Here is a 19,877-nt window from a genome sequence, read left to right as displayed (position 1 = left end):
GACTGGATGGTGGTCGAGGCCGACGAGAGCGACGGCAGCTTCCTGCGCCTCGACGGGACGATCGCGGTGGTCACCAACATCGATCCCGAGCATCTCGACCATTATCGCAGCTTCGACGCGGTCAAGGATGCGTTCGTCCAGTTCATCGAGAACGTGCCCTTCTATGGCGCCGCTTTGCTGTGCCTCGACCATCCCGAGGTCCAGGCGGTGCTGCCCCGCGTGCGCGACCGGCGCATCGTGACCTATGGCTTTTCGACCCAGGCCGACGTGCGCGGCGTCAATGTCGTGCCGATCGCCGGCGGCAACCGCTTCGAGGCGATCGTCCGTCACCGTGACGGCACGACGCGGTCGATCGAGCATATCGATCTGCCGATGGCCGGCCGGCACAATGTCCAGAACGCGCTGGCGGCGATCGGCGTCGCGCTGGAGCTCGGCATTCCCGACGCGACGATCCAACGGGGGTTCGCCAAGTTCGGCGGGGTCAAGCGCCGCTTCACCAAGGTCGGCGAGATTGCGCTGGACGACGGCGCGGTGACGATCATCGACGATTACGGCCACCATCCGGTCGAGATCCGCGCGGTATTGTCGGCGGCGCGCGAAAGCGTGGCTAACCGCGTGATCGCGGTGGTCCAGCCGCACCGCTATTCGCGGCTGGGCGACCTGATGGAGGATTTCCAACAGGCGTTCAACGACGCCGACATCGTCTATGTCACGCCGGTCTATGCCGCCGGCGAGGCGCCGGTCGACGGCGTCGGCGCCGAATCGCTGGTCGATGGCCTTAAACGCCGCGGCCACCGCGCGGCCTCGACGGTGGCGAGCGCCGACGAACTCGCCACGGCGCTCGCCGGGCAGATCCAGCCCGGCGACATGGTCGTGTGCCTGGGCGCGGGCGACATCACGAAGTGGGCGGCGGGGCTGGCCGAGGCGGTCACGACGCGACGACAAGAGGTGCCGGCGTGAACGGCGACACCGAAATCCTCCCCGGCACGGGGAGGGGGACCAGCCCCAGGCTGGTGGAGGGCGCGCGCGGCCGACAGCACGCTGGCTCCACCACCGGCTTCGCTGGCGGTTCCCCTCCACGTCCCGGAGAGGATTTGCCCGCTCTTCGCGGCAAGCTCACCCAGGATGCGCCGCTGGCCCCGCTTGTGTGGTTCAAGAGCGGCGGCGCGGCGGAATGGCTGTTCGAGCCCGGTGATATCGACGATCTCGCCGCGTTCCTGGCCGATCTCGATCCGGCGATGCCGGTAATGGCGCTGGGCCTGGGATCGAACCTGATCGTCCGCGACGGCGGCGTGCCCGGCGTGGTCGTACGTCTGGGTAAGGCGTTTGCGCGGGTCGAGGCGATCGACGCGACGACCTTGCGCTGCGGCGGCGGGGCAAGCGGCATCCTGGTGTCGTCGACCGCCCGCGACGCCGGGATCGGCGGCCTCGAATTCCTGCGCTCGATCCCGGGAACGGTCGGCGGCTTCGTGCGGATGAACGGCGGCGCCTATGGCCGTGAGACCGGCGAGGTCCTGGTCGAATGCGAGATCGTCCTGCGGTCGGGCGAGCGCCGGGTGCTTGCGGTCGACGCGCTCGGCTGCACGTATCGCCACAGCGCGCTGCCGGCCGGATGCGTGATTACCGGCGCGACGTTGCGCGGCTGCCCGGCCGAGCCGTCGGCGATCCAGGCCGAGATGGACCGCATCGCGGCCGCGCGCGAAGCCGCGCAGCCGCTGCGCTCCAGGACCGGCGGATCGACCTTCAAGAACCCCGATGGCCACAAGGCCTGGCAATTGATCGATGCGGCGGGGTGTCGTGGGCTGCGTAAAGGTGACGCGCAAGTATCCGAAAAGCATTGCAATTTCCTGCTCAACCTGGGCGCTGCAACCAGCACCGATATCGAGGCGCTGGGCGAAGAGGTGCGTGACAAGGTGAAGGCGGCTTCGGGGGTAACGTTGGAATGGGAGATACAGCGGGTGGGAGTGACGACATGAGCACCCTGCTCCACATCTTCCCCGGCATGGAGAGGATGTGATGACCCCCCTCCACGTCGCGGTCCTGATGGGCGGCTGGTCCGCCGAGCGCGCCGTGTCGCTGATGTCCGGGGCCGGGGTCGCCGATGCGCTCGAATCGCTTGGCCATCGCGTGACGCGGATCGACATGGATCGCGACGTCGCGCCGCGGCTGGTGGAGGCCAGGCCCGACATCGTCTTCAATGCGCTCCACGGCACGCCCGGCGAGGACGGCAGCGTTCAGGGCATGCTAGATCTGATGGGGCTCAGATACACTCATTCGGGGCTCGCCACCTCGGTGATCGCGATCGACAAGGCACTGACCAAGCAGACGCTGGTGCCGCACGGCGTGCCGATGCCGGGCGGCCGGATCGTGCGCTCCGCCGAGCTGTTCGAGGACGACCCGCTGCAACGCCCCTATGTCGTCAAGCCGGTTAACGAGGGCTCGTCGGTCGGCGTGGCGATCGTGACGGCGGACGGCAATTACGGCCGGCCGATCGGCCGCGACGTTGCGGGCCCATGGCAGGATTTCGACGAGCTGCTCGCCGAGCCGTTCATCCGCGGCCGCGAATTGACCACCGCCGTTTTGGGCGATCGTGCGCTGGGGGTGACCGAGCTGCGTCCGAAGAGCGGCTTTTACGATTACGACGCCAAATATACCGACGGCATGACAGAGCATGTCTTCCCCGCCGCCATTCCCGACGTGATTACCGAGGCGTGCCGGTCAATCGCCCTGCGCGCGCATCGGCTGCTCGGATGCCGGGGGACGTCGCGTTCCGACTTCCGCTGGGACGACGAGCAGGGGGTCGACGGCCTGTTCCTGCTCGAGGTCAATACCCAGCCCGGCATGACCCCGCTCAGCCTGGTGCCCGAACAGGCCCGCCACCTGGGCATTTCCTATCCGCAATTGGTCCAGATGATCATCGACGAGGCAATCGCATGAGCCGCCGCAACAACCGCACGAACCAGCGCAAGCAGCCCCAGCGGCGCCTGAAGCGCGGATCGCGGATCGACCGGTTGATCGCCGTCTTGCCGGTCAGCCATGACACGCTGCGCCGGATCGCGTCCTGGTCGATCGTCAGCGGCGTCGCCGCGCTGGCGATCGTGGCGGCCAGCTGGCTGGGGATCCCCGGCGCGGTGGGCATTGCGGTGGCCGAGGAGGTCGGCCGCGCCGGCTTTCGCGTCGAGCAGATCCAGGTAACCGGCGCCAGGCGGCTGGATCCGATGACGGTCTATGCCGTGGCCCTCGACCAGAAATCGCGCGCGATGCCGCTGGTCGACCTCAACGCGGTCCGGACGAGGCTCCTGCAATATGGCTGGGTCGCCGATGCACACGTTTCGCGGCGGCTGCCCGACACGCTGTTCATCAACATCGTCGAGCGCACGCCCGTGGCGATCTGGCAGGACAAGGGACAACTCAGCCTGATCGATCGCGACGGCGTGTTCCTGGAGCCGGTATCGGCCGCGGCAATGCCCGACCTTCCGCTGGTCATTGGTCCCGGCGCGGACCAGCAGGAGCCGGCCTATCAACGGCTGATGGCGGTCGCGCCCGCACTCAGGTCGATGGTCCGTGCCGCGACCTGGATCGGCAACCGCCGCTGGGACCTCCTGTTCGAGAGCGGCGAGACGCTGTCGCTGCCCGAAGGCGAGGTCGAGGCGGCGCGCGCGTTGCGCAAATTCGCCAAGCTGGACGGCGCCCGCGCGTTGCTCGGCAAGGGCTGGATCAAGTTCGACATGCGCGACCCGACCCGGCTGGTCGCGCGCAAGCCCGGCGGGGTCGGCGACGGATCGATCACCGATCCGGCGGGGCCGGCGGGCGCCCGAACCGCGCCCGTCGCGGGCCGCGACGGCGTTGGCGAACCACGCGACCGGGTTTGAGCGATAATATCCGACAGGAGGAAGAGCATCATGGCCAAGACCGCACCCGACGGGCTGATCACCGCGCTCGATATCGGATCGTCGAAGGTCTCGGCGATGATCGCGCAGAAGGGACATGGCGGCGAGCTGATCGTCCTCGGCACCGGCCAGCGCGAGAGCCGCGGGGTCAAGCGCGGCTGCATCGCCGACATGGCCGCGACGGAGATCGCGGTACGCGAGGCGGTATCCCAGGCCGAGCATATCGCGCAGACCAGTATCGAGAACGTCTGGGTCGGTTTTTCGGCGGGCGGCCTGGTGAGCGATGTCGCCTCGATCGAGTTCGAGATGGGCGGCCATCGCATCGAACAGGCCGATATCGACGCCTTGCTGCGGGCGGGGCGGGAATCGATCGATCCGGCGGGCCGCATGGTGCTCCATGCCCAGCCGGCGCTCTATACGCTGGACGGGTTGCAGGGGGTCAGGAACCCGCTTGGCCTACATGCCGACCGGCTGGGCGTGCACATCCATGTCGTCGCCGCCGATGGATCGCCGGTGCGCAATGTCGGATTGTGCGTGGCCAAGTCGCATCTCGAGGTAAAGTCGATCATCGCCGCGCCGGTCGCCACCGGCATGGCCTGCCTGTCGGAGGAGGAGCGCGAACTGGGGGTGGCGCTGGTCGAGCTGGGGGCGGGGATCACCAACGTTTCCCTGTTCGCCGGCGGGATGCTGGTCGGGCTGACGACGATCGGCATGGGTGCCGCCGACGTGACGGACGACATCGCTTCGACCTTCGGCGCCAATCGCGCGCAGGCCGAGCGGATGAAATGCTTCCACGGCTGTGCCAATGCGACACCGCGCGACAATCATGACATGATCGGGAGTTCGCCACTGGGCGACGATGGCGCGGGCGAGGGACCGCGCATCACCAAGGCGGCGCTGATCGCGGTGATCCGCCACCGTCTCGAATTGCTGATGGGCGAGGTCGGCGCGGCGCTGGCGGCGATGAAGTTCGAAGGGGCGGTAGGACGCCAGGTGGTGTTAACCGGTGGCGGCGCGGAATTGAAGGGCATGGCCGATTACGCGCAGTCGGCGCTCGGTCGCTCGGTCCGCGTCGGTCGCCCGCGCGGCCTTGCCGGCCTGCCCGAAGCGCATGCGGGTCCGGCCTTCGCGACGCTGGCGGGGCTCGTCCATCATGCCGCAAGCGATCCGATCGACTTGCGCGCGCTGCCTTCCGGCCCAAGCCAGATGGTCCATCGTCCGTCCGGTATGGCGATGTTCCGGCGGCTGATTCGCACCGCGCGCGCAAACTATTAGGTAAATGCGTCGGCGTACCGGTTTGCGCTGGAACGCAGGCGATCGATGGTGCAAGACAGGGCCGGGCTAGAGGACTTTCCCGGTAGGCGGAAAGCTGCGGAGACAGGGCAAATGGTCGAATTTCTTCCTCCCGAGGTTGACGAACTGACGCCGCGCATCGCGGTGATCGGGGTGGGCGGTGCCGGCGGCAACGCCATCGCCAACATGATGCGTGCAGACGTGCAGGGGGTCGATTTCCTGGTCGCCAATACCGACGCGCAGGCGCTCAAACAGTCGACCGCCCCGCAGCGCGTGCAGCTTGGCGCCAAGATCACGCAAGGGTTGGGCGCGGGCAGCCGCCCCGAAATCGGGCGCGCGGCGGCCGAGGAAACGATCGAGAGCCTGGCCAAGCAACTCGACGGCGCACACATGGTGTTCATCGCTGCCGGCATGGGCGGCGGCACCGGCACCGGCGCGGCGCCGGTCATCGCCAAAGCGGCGCGCGACATGGGTATCCTGACCGTCGGCGTTGTGACCAAGCCGTTCGCGTTTGAGGGCAACCGCCGCGCCAAGGCGGCCGAAGCCGGCATCGAGGAATTGCAGAAGTTCGTCGACACGCTGATCGTCATTCCCAACCAGAATCTGTTCCTGGTCGCCAACGCCAATACCACCTTCAAGCAGGCGTTCGAGATGGCCGACGAGGTGCTGCAACAGGGCGTGCGCGGGATCACCGACCTGATGGTCATGCCGGGCCTGATCAACCTCGACTTCGCCGACGTGCGGTCGGTGATGCAGGAAATGGGCAAGGCGATGATGGGCACCGGCGAAGCCGAGGGCGACAACCGCGCCATCGAAGCCGCGTCGAAGGCGATCGCCAACCCGTTGCTCGACGGCGTCAGCATGAAGGGCGCCAAGGGCGTGATCGTCTCGATCACCGGTGGAGAGGACATGCGCCTGCTGGAGGTCGACGAGGCCGCCAACCACATTCGCGAGCTGGTCGATGAGGACGCCAACATCATCTGGGGCTCGGCGTTCAACCCCGATCTGGAGGGCAAGATCCGCGTATCGGTCGTCGCCACCGGGATCGAGGCGGACAGCCGTGCCGCGACCATGCCCGAGCCGACGCGCGCCTTTTCCTTCGCCAATGCGCGCCGCACCGATCCGGCCGCCGCGGCGCCGGCTGCGTCCTCTTCCCCGCCGCCCACTTTGCATCCGATCGTCGAGGAAGACGCCGTGGCGGTTCCCGATCCGGTTCCTGCCGCGAACGATGCACCAACCGACCCGGTCGCTGCCGATGATGACGAATTGGTGCTCGGCAGCGAATCGGCGGTGACGGCGGCGATGGCCCCGCTGACCTTCGGCGACGACATCGATGATGCCAGGCCGGCCGATGATGGCAAGCCTGCATGGCCGCCATCCGGCGCGTCGGAGGCGGCGGGCGGCAGGATTGCGGCCGGCACGTTGCAGGATGCAGCGCCGGCGCCGCGAGCGAAGCTGGGCGGAACGCTGTTCGAACGGATGCAGAGCGTGGCTCGATCGGGATCGCGTGACGATGCCGAGGCCGCCAAGGACCCTCTCGATATCCCGCGTTTCCTCCATCGGCAGAACAATCAATAGCCAGGAATCTGGTTGAAACCGCGCCGGGGATGCGTTTGGCACAGCTTTAAGCGCGCTGTGGGCGTGTTTCGGACGGTGCTCCAAGCCGTTCATCGCCTTCGCGCCCCGGCTTGGCGCGGGGAGTGAGGGGACGTCATTGCCTGCCGGACCGCAACCCCGCTTAGCTGGGTGCCCGATGACCCTGCGCCGTCTCCTGACCTGCGCCGTCCTGGGTTTGGCGATCATCGGCCTGCGGGCCGGGGCGCAGACGGCGGACGAGAATCGCGACGCCGACGCGCTTGCCGCCGACATGCGGATCCTGGCGACGAACCCGCTGGATATCGAGGCATTGACCACCGCCGGCGAACTGACGCTGAAGATGGGCGACAATATCGCCGCGGCGGGTTTCTTCGCGCGCGCCGAAAAGCTTGAACCGCTCAACCCGCGGATCAAGGCGGGCATGGGGGTGTTGCTGGTGCGCGCCGAGCGGCCGGGCGAAGCACTGCGCCGGTTCCAGGAGGCGGAGGCGCGCGGATATGATCCACGTCGCTTCGCCGCCGACCGCGGTCTGGCTTATGACCTGATTGGCGAGCCGGACCGCGCCCAGCGCGACTATCGCCTGGCGCTGGCCGTCACGCCCAGTGACGAAACGACCCGCCGCTACGCACTTTCGCTCGGCATCTCAGGCAAGAGCGACCTGGCCTTGGCGCAGCTCGATCCGCTGCTGCGACGCAGCGACCGCGCGGCCTGGCGGGACCGTGCGTTCATCCTGGCGATGAACGGCGACGTTCCCGGCGCGCAGAAGATCGCCAACACCATGATTTCGCCGGGGCTGGGACAGGGCCTGGCGTCGTTCTTTCAGCGGTTGCCGCTGCTCTCGCCGGTCGATCGCGCCTTTGCCGTCCATTTTGGCGAGGTGCGGGTCAGCCCCGAACGCTATGCCGATGCCAGGCTGATCCCGCCGTTGCCCGTGCTCGGCCCCGATCCGGCCGCGCCGAAGCCGGCCATGGTGGCGATGGTCGTCCCCAAGCCGAACGGCCAGGATCGCCGCGTGCGCCGGCGCAAGAGCCAGGCGGACGAGAGCGGTCCGGCGCTTGCTGCGGCCGTCCCTGCGTCCAAACCCGCCTTGCCGCCGCCCCCCTCGCCGGCGGGCGCGACGGCGAAGGTCCAGCCGCTACCCACCGCCGCCCGCCCGACGCCCAGCGCGACTACGGCTATGGTCCAGCCGCTGCCGCGACCCACCCCGTCGCCAATCGCGATCCCCGTCGGCAAGCCGCCAATGGCGGCGGTCAAGCCGCGGCCGACGCCGAGTCCGACAGCGCCGCCGGCGACGCTTGCCATGGTCGAAGCGGCGCCGAAACCGACGTTGATGACGCCGATACCCATATCGACACCTGCGCCGGTGCCGCCGCCGGTCGCTGCTGCGGACCCTGCGCCGAGCGCCGCTGCGACCGTCGGGGTGCCCGCCACGTCCATCGCGGGGGTCAGCGAGGATGTCGTGCTGGCTCGGATCATCGCCGGAATCGACGTTCCCGGCGCCGAGCTGGGCATCTCCCCGCCGGCTGTCGCCTCGGCTACGACGGGGTCGCCGCCGGTGCCGGCACCGGTAGCAATCGCCGCACCGTCCCCCGCCCCGTTAGTTGTTGCGGCCAAGCCGTTCGAAAGCCGCGGCCCCGGGACGATGGAGGTGAAAAGGAGCGTTCCCGACAACCAGCGTCCCGATCCGCAGGGCGATGACGATCCCTGCCGTGTCATCGGCAGGGAGGGGGCCTTGCGGAAGCTCGGCACGGGCCGCAGCGCGACGGCACGTACCAGGGCCGGCTTGCGGTGTCCGGCGGTGGTCGGCGGCAAGGCGGAGATTGCCTCGACCGCCAGCGATATCGATCCCTGCACGCCTGATGCGCAACCCGGAACATCGCGCGCGAGCGCCAAAGGTCGCGCGTCCGCCGCCCGTACCGCGATCGGCCGGCGCTGCGCCAAGCTCGCCACCAATGCAAAGGTCGCCATGGTGACCGACGACTCCGATCCTTGTGCGTCCGATACCCGGCCCGGTACCACGGCAAAGCGCGCCGTGACCGGCGGTCGCGCAACGTCGGCACGTAGAAAGGCCAGTTCGCGTTGCCCGACAGCCGGCACCGCGATCGCCCCCGACAGCACGGCAGACGATGCCTGTGCAATCGCCGGCAAGTCGAAGGCCGCACCGGCCGCCACCAAATCGCGACCGATCAGGCGTGGCAAGGCAGTATCGCGGTGCGCCGCCGCGGACGCAGCCGGCAAGGGCTCTCCCCGAGGCGAGCCGGCGCGGGTCTGGGTCCAGGTCGCCGGCGGCGCCAACCAGGCGGCGCTGGAAAAGGAATGGGCGCGGCTCAAGGCCGGGGCGCCCGATCTGTTCAAGGGCCGCACCGGCTGGTCCACCCCGCTGCGCGCGACGAACCGCGTGCTTACCGGCCCGTTCAGGAACGGCGCCGAGGCGCAGGATTTCGTCAACGACATGGCCAGGGCAGGATTGTCGGGCTTCGTCTTCACCAGCCCGCCGGGCCAGAAGGTCGACCGCCTGTCCACAAAATAGCGTCTGGCGCGACTTGGCTTTCGGGCCGCGGCACGGCTAGAGGCGCAGGCGATGACCGCGCTTGCTTCCTATGCCGCGCATCCGGCCGCCAGCCGCGGCCGATTGCACGCCGAACACGCTGAGCACAGGGTCAGGGACGGCGGTCCGGGCCATCGCGACGCCTTCCAGCGCGACCGCGACCGCATCATCCACTCGATCAGCTTCCGTCGGCTGCGCCACAAGACCCAGGTGTTCCTGGCGCCGGACGGCGATCATTTCCGCGTTCGCCTGACCCACAGCCTGGAGGTGGCGCAGATCGGCCGCGCGGTGGCGCGTGCGCTTCGCCTGAACGAGGATCTGACCGAGGCGTTGTGCCTGGCGCACGATATCGGCCATCCGCCGTTCGGTCATGCCGGCGAGGATGCGCTGCGCGCCGCGCTGGCGGGGGCGGGCGGGTTCGACCACAATGGCCATACGCTGCGCGCGCTGACGCTGATCGACCGCCCTTATCCGCGCTGGCCCGGGCTGAACCTGAGCTGGGAAACGCTGGAGGGGCTGGCCAAGCATAACGGGCCGGTCGCCGCACCCGGATGGGCGCTGGCCGAGGCCGACGCGGCCTTTTCGCTGGAACTGACGCGCTGGCCCAGCCTGGAGGCGCAGGTGGCCGCGATCGCCGACGACATCGCCTATGACAATCACGATATCGACGACGGCTTGCGCGCCGGCCTGCTGACGCTGGACCAGCTGCTGGCGGTGCCGCTGGTGGCGCGAGGGTGGCGGGCGTGCCGCGCCGAATTCGGCGACATCGCGCCCGGTCGCCTGATCGGCGAGCTGACGCGCGGCCAGATCGGCGCGATGGTCGACGATCTGATCGTTACCAGCCGCGCCGCGATCGATGCGGCGGGCATTGCCAGCGTCGACGACGTTCGCGCCGCCGACCGCGCCCTGATCGGCTTTTCGGATGCGATGCGCGAGGATGAGCGCACGCTCAAGCGCTTCATGTACGCCAACCTCTATCATCATCCGAGCCAGACCGCCGCCGCCGACGTCGCGCGCACCATCATCGCGGGTCTCGCCGCGGCTTATCGCGCCGACCCGGCGCTGATGCCCGGCGACTGGCCCCGCTCGCTTCCCGCCGAAGAACCGTGGCGTAGTCGGCACATCGCGGACTTCATCGCCGGGATGACCGACCGCTATGCGATCGCCCGTTATCGCGATGCGGTCGGCCCGATCGACCTGCCCGAGGGTTTTTGAAGGGCCAGGGTCCGCATAAAACTCGTTCTTTCGCCAATTTCCAAACGGACTCCAAATCACGCTCAAAGGTTGCTGACAAACTCTTGCGACAGGTCGGGCATATCCACCACCGATACCTTGGGGACAGGCAGATGACCGACGCAAGTATCGCGCTCAACCGCTTCGGGCTCGGCGCCCGGCCCGATCAAGCCTTCCCGGCCAATCCGAAGGCGTGGCTGACCGCGCAATTCGGCCAGTTCGATCCCAGGCCCGACGCGATCGCCAAGGCGCCGACCAGCGCCTCGGTATCGGCCGAACTCGCGGACTATTTCCGCACGCAGCGGGCGTTGCGCGCGCAAGCTGGCGCGACGGCGACGCCGACTGCTGGCGCGCCACCGGCTCCCGGTCCCACCGACGTCCAGCGGGAGGCCCGCCAGTTCGCGGCACGCGAGAACCGCCAGAGCTATGCCGAGGCGGTCGGCGCGCGCGCCACCGTCGCGCTGAACAGCGATACGCCGTTCGTCGAGCGGCTGGTCTATTTCTGGGCAAACCATTTCGCGGTTTCGGCCGACAAGCTCCAGGTCGTCGGCCTGTCGGGCACGCTGGAGTTCGAGGCCATCCGGCCGCACGTGCTGGGCAGCTTCCGCGACATGCTGACCGCGGTCGAACGGCATCCGGCGATGTTGCTGTATCTCGACCAGGCGGTGTCGGTCGGGCCCAATAGTCTGCTCGGCCAGCGCGTCGCCGCGCGAGGCATGCGCAAGATCGGCCTGAACGAAAATCTCGCGCGCGAAATCCTCGAGTTGCACACGCTCGGCGTGCGTACCGACTATACCCAGGCCGACGTCACCGAATTCGCCCGCGCGATGACTGGGTGGACGGTCGCGGGCATTGGTCAGGGGCCGGGCGCCCGCGCCGCCGGCACCAACGGCTTGCCGGGCGATTTCATCTTCGCCGCGCCGATCCACGAGCCCGGCGACCGCCGCATCATGGGCAAGACTTACCCCGCGGGGGGCGTCGAACAGGCGCAGGCGGTGCTGAACGACGTTGCGATCGCCCCCGCGACTGCCCGGCATATCGCGACCAAGCTCGCGCGCCATTTCGCCGGGGACAACCCGCCGCCGGCGATGGTCGGGCGGCTGGAGGCGGCGTTCCTCAAGTCGAACGGCGACTTGCCGACCGTCTATCGTGCGATCATCGACTCGCCCGAGGCGTGGGCGCCGCCGCCGCTCAAGTTCAAGACGCCGTGGGAATGGTCGATCTCGACGATGCGCGCGCTGGGCGCCAGGATCGCCGATTCGCTGGTCATGGTCGGCCTGCTCAACCAGCTCGGCCAGCCGATGTGGCGACCCGGCCAGCCGGTCGGCTATGACGACATCGCCGCCAGCTGGGCCGGCCCCGACGCGTTGGTCCGGCGGGTCGAGGCGGCCGAGCGCTTCGCGATGCGCGCGGGGACGCAGGTCGATGCCCGCGCGCTCGCCCTGAAGCTGTTTCCCGGCGCGATCAGTCCGGCCACCCAGCAATCGCTCGATCGGGCCGAGAGCCCGGGCCAGGCGCTCGCGCTGCTGCTCGTTGCCCCCGAATCGCTCAGGAGATAGATGATGTTCGACCGTCGTTCCTTTATCGCCGGCGGTATCGGCATCACCGCGCTCGGCCTCGCGCCGCGCCTGGCCTTCGCCAGGGCGGATGCCGACCGCCGGTTCGTATTCATCATCCAGCGTGGCGCCGCCGATGGACTGGGCACGCTGGGTGCCCTCGGCGATCCGGCCTTTGCCGGCGCGCGGGGCCAGCTCGCCGCCGACTTCGCCACCGCGAAGAAACTCGATGCGACCTTCGCGCTGCATCCGTCGCTGGGGTCGATCGGCACGATGTATGACGCGCACGAGGCGCTGTTCGCGCACGCCGTCGCGTCGCCCTACCGCGACCGCTCGCATTTCGACGGGCAGAACGTGCTCGAGACCGGCGGCGCGGGCGCCTACCAGCTCAAGGACGGCTGGATGAACCGGATGCTGGGCCTCATCCCCTCGGGTGAAGCCAAGGCCATTGCGGTATCCGCGACGGTGCCGCTGACGCTGCGCGGTGCTCGTGACGTCGCCAGCTACGCGCCGTCGGCGCTGCCCCGGGCATCCGACGACCTGCTCCAGCGTGTCGCGATGATGTACCAGGGCGACAGCCAGCTCCACGGCCTGTGGAGCGAGGCGATGGACACGCGCGCGCTGACCGGCGACCTGAATGACGCCAGCGGCCGCAACGCCGCGGCAACGGGCGCGCTGGCCGCCAAGCTGCTGGCGCCTGACAACGGCGCGCGGATCGCGATGATCGAGACCGGCGGCTGGGACACCCACACCGCGCAGAGCGCGCGGCTCGGCCTGCAGTTGAAGGGTCTCGACACCCTGGTCGCCGCGCTGAGGACCGGAATGGGACCGGCGTGGAGCGACACGATGGTGCTGATCGCCACCGAGTTCGGACGGACGGTGGCGGCGAATGGCACCGGCGGCACCGATCATGGCACGGGATCGGCGGCGATGCTGATGGGCGGCGCCGTCAAGGGCGGGCGCGTGCTCGCCGACTGGCCGGGGCTGGCCCCGGCCGCCTTGCTCGAGAGCCGCGACGTCAAGCCGACGATGCAACTCGACGCGTTCGTCGCCGGCGCGGTGGCCGGGCATTACCGACTTGAGCCGGGCAGGGTGATGGCGACGCTGTTCCCGAAGAGCGCGGCAGGCGTGAAGCCGATCGCCGGGCTGGTCTGACGATCGGCCGCCTTCCTGTTTTCAGGTGCTGATTTTGCGATGGTGGGCTTGTCCGCTAAGGGCTGCCCTCGTTGCTGAGTTCGGACCCGTCATGACCCTCTACGCCCGTTTCGTCGCACATATCGACGCTGCGCTCGATGCGCTGGTCGCCACCGGGAAGCTCGCCCCGGGACTGTCGCGTAACGGCGTGACGGTCGAGCCGCCGCGTGACGCGAACCACGGCGACCTCGCGACCAACGCAGCGATGGTGCTCGCCAAGCCCGCCGGCACCAGCCCGCGCGCGCTGGCCGAGGCGATCGCCGGCGAATTGCGCGGGCTGGACGAAGTCGCGTCGGTCGCGGTTGCCGGGCAGGGCTTCATCAACCTGACGCTGACCGACGACACCTGGCGTGCGGAATTGGCGGCGATCAACGATGCCCGCGGCGATTACGGGCGGTCGACCACCGGCGCCGGCCAGACCGTCAACATCGAATATGTCTCGGCCAACCCGACCGGCCCGATGCATATGGGGCATTGTCGTGGCGCGGTGGTCGGCGACGCGCTGGCCGCATTGCTCGAATGGGGTGGCTACACGGTAATCCGCGAATATTACGTCAACGACGCCGGCGGCCAGGTCGACGTGCTCGCGCGCTCGGCCCATCTGCGGTATCGCGAGGCGCTGGGCGAGGATGTCGGCGCGATCCCGGAGGGGCTGTATCCGGGCGATTACCTGATGCCCGTCGGCCACGCGCTGGCGCAGGAATATGGCGATCGCTTCGTCGGGCAACCCGAGGAGGAATGGCTCGCGCCGTTCCGGACCAGTGCCGTTGCCGCGATGATCGTGCTGATCAGGGCCGACCTCGCGTTGCTCGGTATCCACCACGATCTGTTCTCATCGGAAGCCGAACTGCAGGCGGCCGGCAAGCCCGAGGCCGCCGAGGCCGAGTTGCGCGCGCGCGGCCTGATCTATGATGGCGTGCTGGAGGCACCCAAGGGTGAGACCCCGGAGGATTGGGAGCCGGTCGAGCTGCCTCTGTTCCGCGCGACGCAATTCGGCGATGACCAGGATCGGCCGATCCGCAAGTCCAACGGCCGCTGGACCTATTTCGGTGCCGACCTCGCTTATCACTGGCAGAAGGCGCAGACCGCCGATGCGTTGATCGATATCTGGGGCGCCGACCATGCCGGCACGGTCAAGCGGATCGTCGCGGCGGTGCGAGCGCTGACGGGTGGCCGGACGCGCTTCGACGTCAAGCTGGTCCAGATGGTGCGGCTGTTGCGGGGCGGCGAGCCGGTGAAGATGTCCAAGCGTTCCGGCAACTTCGTGACCCTTGCCGATGTCGTGCGCGAAGTCGGCAAGGACGTCGTCCGGTTCACCATGCTGACCCGCAAGGCCGATGCCCAGATGGACTTCGACTTTGCCAAGGTGGTCGAGGCTTCAAAGGACAATCCGGTATTCTATGTCCAATACGCCCATGCTCGAATCGCTTCGTTGCGCAGGCGCGCGGCAGAGGCCGGGATTGCCTGCGAGGATGCCGATCTGTCCCGACTTGATACGGCGGAATTGGCACTGGTGAAGCTGGCGGCGCAGTTTCCCCGCGTGGTGGAGACGGCTGCCGCCGTTCGGGAGCCCCATCGAATAGCATTCTATCTCTACGACTTGGCAGGAGAGTTTCATGCTTTATGGAACGTCGGCAATGACCGCGCGGATCGGCGCTTCCTGCTGCCGGATCAGCCCGGCACGACGCGCGCGCGTCTTTTCTTGGCGGATGCAATCGGGCAGATCATCCGCAACGGCCTGTCGATCATGGGGGTAGAGGCCGTCCAGGAGATGAACTGATGGCCACGTCCTCAGATGACATGGAGCTTCGCGCCGAAGACCGGCTGCCATGGCTGGACGCGGCGGACGAGCGCCATGACGATCGCGGGCCGTCGACCGTGCGGCTGGTGGCGCTGGTCGCGCTCGGCCTCGCGCTGCTCGCCGCGATCATCCTGGGCATCTACTGGCTGCAGCATCGCGGCACCGGCAACGGGAACGGCGCGCTGATCGCCGCGCAGGAGGGCAATTACAAGGTCAAGCCCGACGATCCCGGCGGCCTGAAGGTCCAAGGCGAAGGCGATACTGCGGTCGCGACCAGCGGTGGTGCCGCGGCCGGTGGCGCCAAGATCGACGTCGGGGCGCTGCCCGAGACGCCGGTCGCGGGCAAGCGCGCGCCCGGCGATGCCGGCGCGGGCACCGGCGGCAGGACGGCGACGGCCAGCGTTCCCGGCGCCGGCGGAGCATTGAAGGCGACGCCGCCGGGCAAGCCCATGCCGTCGATAGCGGCGGGCGGCGGCGGGTCGATCGTCCAGCTCGGCGCCTATCGCAGCCAGTCGGAGGCCAATGCCGCCTGGGCCAGCGCGACCAAGCGTTTCGATTATCTGGCCCCGCTGGGCAAGGCCGTCGAGCGGGCCGAGGTCGGCGGCAAGACCTGGTATCGTCTGCGCGTCAACGCCGGCGGCGCGGGGGCCGCGCGCGATTTGTGCGGCAAACTGAAGGTTGCGGGGAACGACTGCATCGTCGTTAGCTGATCTGGACGGCGGTGTTGACGGGTGCTCGCGCCGGGACAGGATTGCGTTGCGAGAGCCGGGTCCGCACCCTAGTAATCGCTCATGAAGCCCGTGATCTTCGGCCTTGCCGGCCCGACGCTGACCGTCGACGAGCGCGCTTTCTTCGGGTCGGCGGACCCGGCAGGCTACATCCTGTTTGGGCGCAATGTCGTCGATCGGCCGCAATTGCGCGCGCTGACCGATTCTCTGCGCGACTTGTCGGGGCGCGGGGACCTGCCGATCCTGATCGATCAGGAGGGCGGCCGCGTGCAGCGGATGGGGCCGCCCGAATGGCCTGCCTTCCCCGCCGGTCCCAGGTTCGATGCGCTGTACGATCTGGCGCCGATGTCGGCGATCGAGGCGGCGCGGGTGAATGCGCAGGCGATCGGCCTGACGCTGGCCGAGGTGGGGATTACCGTCAATTGCCTGCCGCTGCTCGACGTCGTCCAGCCCGACACTACCGAGGCGATCACGACGCGGGCGCTGGGCCGCGAACCGCTGCGCGTCGCGGCGATGGGGCAGGCAATCCTTGCGGGGCTGTGTGCGGGCGGCGTCGTGGGAGTGGTCAAGCACATGCCCGGCCATGGTCGCACCGCGGTCGACACTCACCACCTGCTGCCGAGGGTGACCGTGTCGGCCGCCGAGCTGGAGGTAGACCTGGCGCCGTTCCGCGCGCTTGCCGACGCGCCGATGGGCATGACCGGTCACATCGTCTTCGACGCCTGGGATCGCGATCGGCCCGCGACCCTGTCGCTGATCGTCGTCAAGGAGGTGATCCGCGGACGGATCGGCTTTGACGGCCTGCTGATGACCGACGATATCGACATGAAGGCACTGTCGGGCAGCCCCGGCGACAAGGCGGCGGGGGCGATTGCCGCGGGATGCGACGTGGTGCTCGATTGCTGGGCGCGCATAGAGGAAATGGCGGCGATCGTCGACCGGCTCGACGATATCGGCGACCGGTCGCGCGCGCGTCTGGATCGGGCGATGGCGACGATCGCCGACGTGACGCCAACCGGCGACATGGCCGAATTGATCGCCACGCGCGACGCATTGCTCGCGCTGGCCTGACGTCATGGCGGCAGGCGATCTCGACGTCCTGACGCTCGACCTGGAGGGGTGGGAAGGGCCGCTCGACCTGTTGCTGGCGCTTGCCCGATCGCAAAAAGTCGATCTGCGCCGGATTTCGGTCCTTGCCCTGGTCGAGCAATATCTCACCTATGTCGACCAGGCCCGCATGCTGAAGCTGGAAGTGGCGGCGGACTATTTGGTGATGGCGGCCTGGCTCGCCTTCCTGAAGTCGGCGCTATTGCTGCCGCGTGATCCCGAGATCGAGCCGAGCCCCGACGCGCTGGCGCTCAGGCTGCACCTCCGGCTGGAACGGCTGAACGCGATGCGGGAGGCCGGAGCGCGGCTGATCGCGCGCGACCGGATAGGCCGCGACACCTTTACCCGTGGCGCGCCGGAGGGCGTGCGGACGGATCGCCAGGCATTGTGGCAGGCAGAAATCTACGATCTGATCGCCGCTTACGGCCGGGTGAAGGCACGGACCCGGCCGGTGTTCCACGTCGTCCATGACCGGCCGGTGATGACGCTCGACGCCGCCCTGGAGCGCGTGTCGCGGCTGATCGGCGCGCGGATCGACTGGACGGCGATCGAGACCTTCTTGCCGGCGACGCACGATGCGCGGTTCCGCAAGTCGGCGCTGGCGTCGAGCTTTGTCGCCGCGCTCGAACTGGCGCGGCTGGGCAGGGTGATGCTCCGCCAGCAATCGCCGTTCGCACCGCTCTACCTGAAGGCCCGGACATGATGGCGCCCGATGATCCGATCCGCGCGGTCGAGGCATTGCTGTTCGCAGCAGAGGCGCCGTTGACGATCGCGGCGATCCGCGGCTCTCTGGGCGGTGGCGTGGACGTCGGCGCGGTGCTGGAGCGCCTGGCGGCGCACTATGCCGGGCGCGGCGTCGAACTGGTGCGGCGGGGCGATCGCTGGCATTTCCAGACCGCGGGCGACCTGGCGCACCTGCTCCGCTGTGACCGCGAGGAGCCGCGCAAGCTCAGCCGCGCCGCGATCGAGACGCTGGCGATCATCGGCTATCACGAGCCGGTCAGCCGCGCCGAGATCGAGGCGATCCGCGGCGTGCAGATGTCCAGGGGAACGCTTGACGTGCTGATGGATGCCGGCTGGATCCGGCCCGCTGGGCGGCGCGAGACGCCCGGCCGTCCGCTGACCTATGCCACCACCCCAGATTTCCTGACCCATTTCGGGCTGGCGAGCCGGCGTGACCTGCCCGGGATTGACGACCTGCGCGCGGCCGGGCTGCTCGATCCCGTCGATCTGGCGGTGATGGAACTCGTTGCTGATCCGGACGCTGAGGAAGCGGTGGCAAACGCGTCCAACAGCGTCTAGACCGCGTACATTCCGTAAGGAGAATGATGATGGGTAGTTTCAGCCTGATCCATTGGCTGATTTTCGGTGTGATCGCGATCCTGGTGCTGGGGGGCGGTCGCTTCTCGAGCATGATGGGCGACGTCGCCAAGGGCATCAAGCAGTTCAAGAAGGGGATGGCCGAGGAGGACGAAGCGCCCAAGGTCGTCGTCCGCGAGCCAGGCCGGCTCGATACCAAGCCGGTGGTCGAGCCTGCTTATGATCCCCTCGCCGAGCGTACCCGCGAAACTGACCGCTGAATCGTCGACCGCCTGAGGAGGCCGATGGCCAGTGATTCTCGATTTCGCACCGATGGAATTATTGGTGATGGGAGCGGTTGCCCTTGTCGTGATCCCGCCCAAGGACCTGCCCAAGGCGATGCGTTTCGCCGGGCAGTGGATCGGACGGGCGCGTGGTCTGGCACGGCAATTCCGGTCGGGCTTCGACGACATGGTGCGAGAGGCGGAACTCGCCGAGATGGAAAAGAAGTGGGCGGCGGAAAACGAGCGCATCATGCGTGAGCATCCCGCCGACGAAATTGCCTTGGATGTCGAAGCAACTGCGGCGATACGGTTGCCCGCGCCTGATGAAGGTCGTGTGGAAGGCGACGCCGACGACGATCGGGCGCCGGTGACGGTCGCTCCGCCGGTGTTCGTTGCCGATGGCGAGCGGGAGATACTGCCGGTCCAGACCGCCTCCGCCGATTCCGCCAAGCCCTGATCTGATGATCGAGGACAATATCGACGCCAGTCGGGCACCGTTGCTCGACCATCTGGTCGAGCTGCGCAGGCGGTTATTGATCAGCATGGCGACATTGGCTGTCCTGTTCGGCATCTGCCTCTATTTCGCCGAGCCCATCTTCGGTTTCCTGGTCCATCCGCTGATCCAGGCAGGGCAAAAGAAAATCTATTATACCGGTCTTTTCGAAGCATTCTTCGTCCAGTTGAAGGTCGGTTTCTTCGCGTCGCTGATGCTTTCCTTCCCGGTCATCGCCAACCAGTTATGGCAATTTGTTTCGCCGGGGCTTTATCGGCGCGAGAAGCGTGCGATGCTGCCGTTCCTGTTTGCAACGCCGGTGCTGTTCTTGGCCGGCGCGAGCCTAGCCTATTTCATTGCGGTGCCCACTGCGCTGCACTTCCTGCTGAGCTATCAAGGCAATGTCGGTGGGATCGAACAGACGGCGTTGCCCGCCGTGGAAAAATATCTCGACTTCGTGATGCAGTTCCTGTTCGCGTTCGGCATCGCGTTCCTGCTGCCAGTGCTGCTCATGCTTCTCGAACGCTCGGGGATCGTCACCCGCAAGCAACTGGCGGGCGCGCGTCGTTATGCCATCGTCGGTTGTTTCGCGATCGCGCTGGTCCTGGCGCCGCCGGATGCGGGGTCGATGGTGATGCTCGCGGTGCCGCTGATCATTCTCTACGAACTGGCGCTGATCGGCATATGGTTTACCGAGCGTCGCCGCCACCAGGCACAGCCCGCCAGTGACGCCACCTGAAAGAAGCGATTGGACATCAGCCGAGCATTGGCTTGACGAAACAAATGGCTGTAATGAATTTAGGCCCGGCAGCGTCACCGGGGGGAGGGTTGACGCTGCCGGGCCTATGTCATGGA

Annotated in this window: 18 protein-coding genes; all 18 read left to right on the top strand. The window is 68.1% G+C overall.

All coding sequences use genetic code 11. From position 1 onward, the window contains the following. The coding region (gene murC / locus ACFE7K_RS08185) for a UDP-N-acetylmuramate--L-alanine ligase (protein WP_375397686.1) at positions 1 to 960 on the top strand (960 nt) is incomplete at its 5' end. 134 nt (positions 961 to 1,094) lie between these two features. After that, positions 1,095 to 1,976 carry a UDP-N-acetylmuramate dehydrogenase gene (gene murB / locus ACFE7K_RS08180; protein WP_375397695.1) on the top strand — a complete coding sequence of 294 codons (882 nt, stop codon included), beginning with the start codon at positions 1,095 to 1,097 and terminating at the stop codon, positions 1,974 to 1,976. Between the two features lie 40 nt (positions 1,977 to 2,016). Continuing rightward, entirely contained in the window at positions 2,017 to 2,937 is a 921-nt protein-coding gene (locus tag ACFE7K_RS08175) for a D-alanine--D-alanine ligase (protein ID WP_375397685.1), read from the top strand. Then, positions 2,934 to 3,872, top strand: coding sequence for a cell division protein FtsQ/DivIB (locus ACFE7K_RS08170; protein WP_375397684.1), 939 nt, complete (start codon positions 2,934 to 2,936; stop codon positions 3,870 to 3,872). The genes ACFE7K_RS08175 and ACFE7K_RS08170 overlap by 4 nt, the downstream gene beginning before the upstream one ends. A gap of 30 nt (positions 3,873 to 3,902) precedes the next feature. Then, complete coding sequence (gene ftsA, locus ACFE7K_RS08165; RefSeq protein ID WP_375397683.1) at positions 3,903 to 5,165, top strand: cell division protein FtsA; 1,263 nt, start codon at positions 3,903 to 3,905, stop codon at positions 5,163 to 5,165. 111 nt (positions 5,166 to 5,276) lie between these two features. After that, complete coding sequence (gene ftsZ, locus ACFE7K_RS08160) at positions 5,277 to 6,761, top strand: cell division protein FtsZ (protein WP_375397682.1); 1,485 nt, start codon at positions 5,277 to 5,279, stop codon at positions 6,759 to 6,761. 175 nt (positions 6,762 to 6,936) lie between these two features. Then, complete coding sequence (locus ACFE7K_RS08155; protein WP_375397681.1) at positions 6,937 to 9,309, top strand: SPOR domain-containing protein; 2,373 nt, start codon at positions 6,937 to 6,939, stop codon at positions 9,307 to 9,309. A 51-nt stretch (positions 9,310 to 9,360) separates the two neighbouring features. Next, on the top strand, positions 9,361 to 10,542 hold the full coding sequence (locus tag ACFE7K_RS08150; RefSeq protein WP_375397680.1) for a deoxyguanosinetriphosphate triphosphohydrolase: 1,182 nt from the start codon (positions 9,361 to 9,363) through the stop codon (positions 10,540 to 10,542). Between the two features lie 131 nt (positions 10,543 to 10,673). Beyond that, positions 10,674 to 12,119 (top strand): DUF1800 family protein, encoded by a 1,446-nt coding sequence (locus tag ACFE7K_RS08145; protein ID WP_375397679.1) that lies wholly within the window; start codon positions 10,674 to 10,676, stop codon positions 12,117 to 12,119. A gap of 3 nt (positions 12,120 to 12,122) precedes the next feature. Beyond that, on the top strand, positions 12,123 to 13,271 hold the full coding sequence (locus tag ACFE7K_RS08140) for a DUF1501 domain-containing protein (RefSeq protein WP_375397678.1): 1,149 nt from the start codon (positions 12,123 to 12,125) through the stop codon (positions 13,269 to 13,271). A gap of 91 nt (positions 13,272 to 13,362) precedes the next feature. Further along, a complete protein-coding gene (gene argS, locus ACFE7K_RS08135) occupies positions 13,363 to 15,090 on the top strand; it encodes an arginine--tRNA ligase (RefSeq protein WP_375397677.1) in 1,728 nt (575 codons plus the stop codon). Next, positions 15,090 to 15,821, top strand: coding sequence for an SPOR domain-containing protein (locus ACFE7K_RS08130; protein ID WP_375397676.1), 732 nt, complete (start codon positions 15,090 to 15,092; stop codon positions 15,819 to 15,821). The genes argS and ACFE7K_RS08130 overlap by 1 nt, the downstream gene beginning before the upstream one ends. An 81-nt stretch (positions 15,822 to 15,902) precedes the next feature. Beyond that, on the top strand, positions 15,903 to 16,910 hold the full coding sequence (locus tag ACFE7K_RS08125) for a glycoside hydrolase family 3 N-terminal domain-containing protein (protein WP_375397675.1): 1,008 nt from the start codon (positions 15,903 to 15,905) through the stop codon (positions 16,908 to 16,910). A gap of 4 nt (positions 16,911 to 16,914) precedes the next feature. After that, positions 16,915 to 17,649 (top strand): segregation and condensation protein A, encoded by a 735-nt coding sequence (locus tag ACFE7K_RS08120; RefSeq protein WP_375397674.1) that lies wholly within the window; start codon positions 16,915 to 16,917, stop codon positions 17,647 to 17,649. After that, positions 17,646 to 18,248, top strand: coding sequence for an SMC-Scp complex subunit ScpB (gene scpB / locus ACFE7K_RS08115; RefSeq protein ID WP_375397673.1), 603 nt, complete (start codon positions 17,646 to 17,648; stop codon positions 18,246 to 18,248). Before ACFE7K_RS08120 ends, scpB begins: the two co-directional genes overlap by 4 nt. A 29-nt stretch (positions 18,249 to 18,277) precedes the next feature. Next, complete coding sequence (locus ACFE7K_RS08110) at positions 18,278 to 18,526, top strand: twin-arginine translocase TatA/TatE family subunit (RefSeq protein ID WP_375397672.1); 249 nt, start codon at positions 18,278 to 18,280, stop codon at positions 18,524 to 18,526. Between the two features lie 52 nt (positions 18,527 to 18,578). Next, the gene (locus ACFE7K_RS08105) at positions 18,579 to 18,986 is read left to right on the top strand and encodes a twin-arginine translocase subunit TatB (protein ID WP_375397694.1); all 408 of its coding nucleotides are present in this window, start codon (positions 18,579 to 18,581) and stop codon (positions 18,984 to 18,986) included. Between the two features lie 4 nt (positions 18,987 to 18,990). Then, positions 18,991 to 19,761, top strand: coding sequence for a twin-arginine translocase subunit TatC (tatC, locus tag ACFE7K_RS08100; protein WP_375397671.1), 771 nt, complete (start codon positions 18,991 to 18,993; stop codon positions 19,759 to 19,761). The last annotated feature ends 116 nt before the right edge of the window (positions 19,762 to 19,877 follow it).

Origin of the sequence: uncultured Sphingomonas sp. (assembly GCF_964244265.1) — a bacterium.
GTDB lineage: Bacteria > Pseudomonadota > Alphaproteobacteria > Sphingomonadales > Sphingomonadaceae > Sphingomonas.
This window is presented reverse-complemented; position numbering and strand designations above follow the sequence as displayed.

Excerpts from the sequence above, each read along its gene's own strand:
- ACFE7K_RS08145 (WP_375397679.1), top strand. The coding sequence starts at position 10,674 with ATGACCGACGCAAGTATCGCGCTCAACCGCTTCGGGCTCGGCGCCCGG.
- ACFE7K_RS08110 (WP_375397672.1), top strand. The coding sequence starts at position 18,278 with ATGGGTAGTTTCAGCCTGATCCATTGGCTGATTTTCGGTGTGATCGCG.
- ACFE7K_RS08130 (WP_375397676.1), top strand. The coding sequence starts at position 15,090 with ATGGCCACGTCCTCAGATGACATGGAGCTTCGCGCCGAAGACCGGCTG.
- ACFE7K_RS08140 (WP_375397678.1), top strand. The coding sequence starts at position 12,123 with ATGTTCGACCGTCGTTCCTTTATCGCCGGCGGTATCGGCATCACCGCG.
- scpB (WP_375397673.1), top strand. The coding sequence starts at position 17,646 with ATGATGGCGCCCGATGATCCGATCCGCGCGGTCGAGGCATTGCTGTTC.
- ACFE7K_RS08150 (WP_375397680.1), top strand. The coding sequence starts at position 9,361 with ATGACCGCGCTTGCTTCCTATGCCGCGCATCCGGCCGCCAGCCGCGGC.
- ACFE7K_RS08120 (WP_375397674.1), top strand. The coding sequence starts at position 16,915 with ATGGCGGCAGGCGATCTCGACGTCCTGACGCTCGACCTGGAGGGGTGG.
- ACFE7K_RS08175 (WP_375397685.1), top strand. The coding sequence starts at position 2,017 with ATGACCCCCCTCCACGTCGCGGTCCTGATGGGCGGCTGGTCCGCCGAG.
- ACFE7K_RS08155 (WP_375397681.1), top strand. The coding sequence starts at position 6,937 with ATGACCCTGCGCCGTCTCCTGACCTGCGCCGTCCTGGGTTTGGCGATC.
- ACFE7K_RS08125 (WP_375397675.1), top strand. The coding sequence starts at position 15,903 with ATGAAGCCCGTGATCTTCGGCCTTGCCGGCCCGACGCTGACCGTCGAC.
- argS (WP_375397677.1), top strand. The coding sequence starts at position 13,363 with ATGACCCTCTACGCCCGTTTCGTCGCACATATCGACGCTGCGCTCGAT.
- tatC (WP_375397671.1), top strand. The coding sequence starts at position 18,991 with ATGATCGAGGACAATATCGACGCCAGTCGGGCACCGTTGCTCGACCAT.
- ACFE7K_RS08170 (WP_375397684.1), top strand. The coding sequence starts at position 2,934 with ATGAGCCGCCGCAACAACCGCACGAACCAGCGCAAGCAGCCCCAGCGG.
- ftsA (WP_375397683.1), top strand. The coding sequence starts at position 3,903 with ATGGCCAAGACCGCACCCGACGGGCTGATCACCGCGCTCGATATCGGA.
- ftsZ (WP_375397682.1), top strand. The coding sequence starts at position 5,277 with ATGGTCGAATTTCTTCCTCCCGAGGTTGACGAACTGACGCCGCGCATC.
- ACFE7K_RS08105 (WP_375397694.1), top strand. The coding sequence starts at position 18,579 with ATGGAATTATTGGTGATGGGAGCGGTTGCCCTTGTCGTGATCCCGCCC.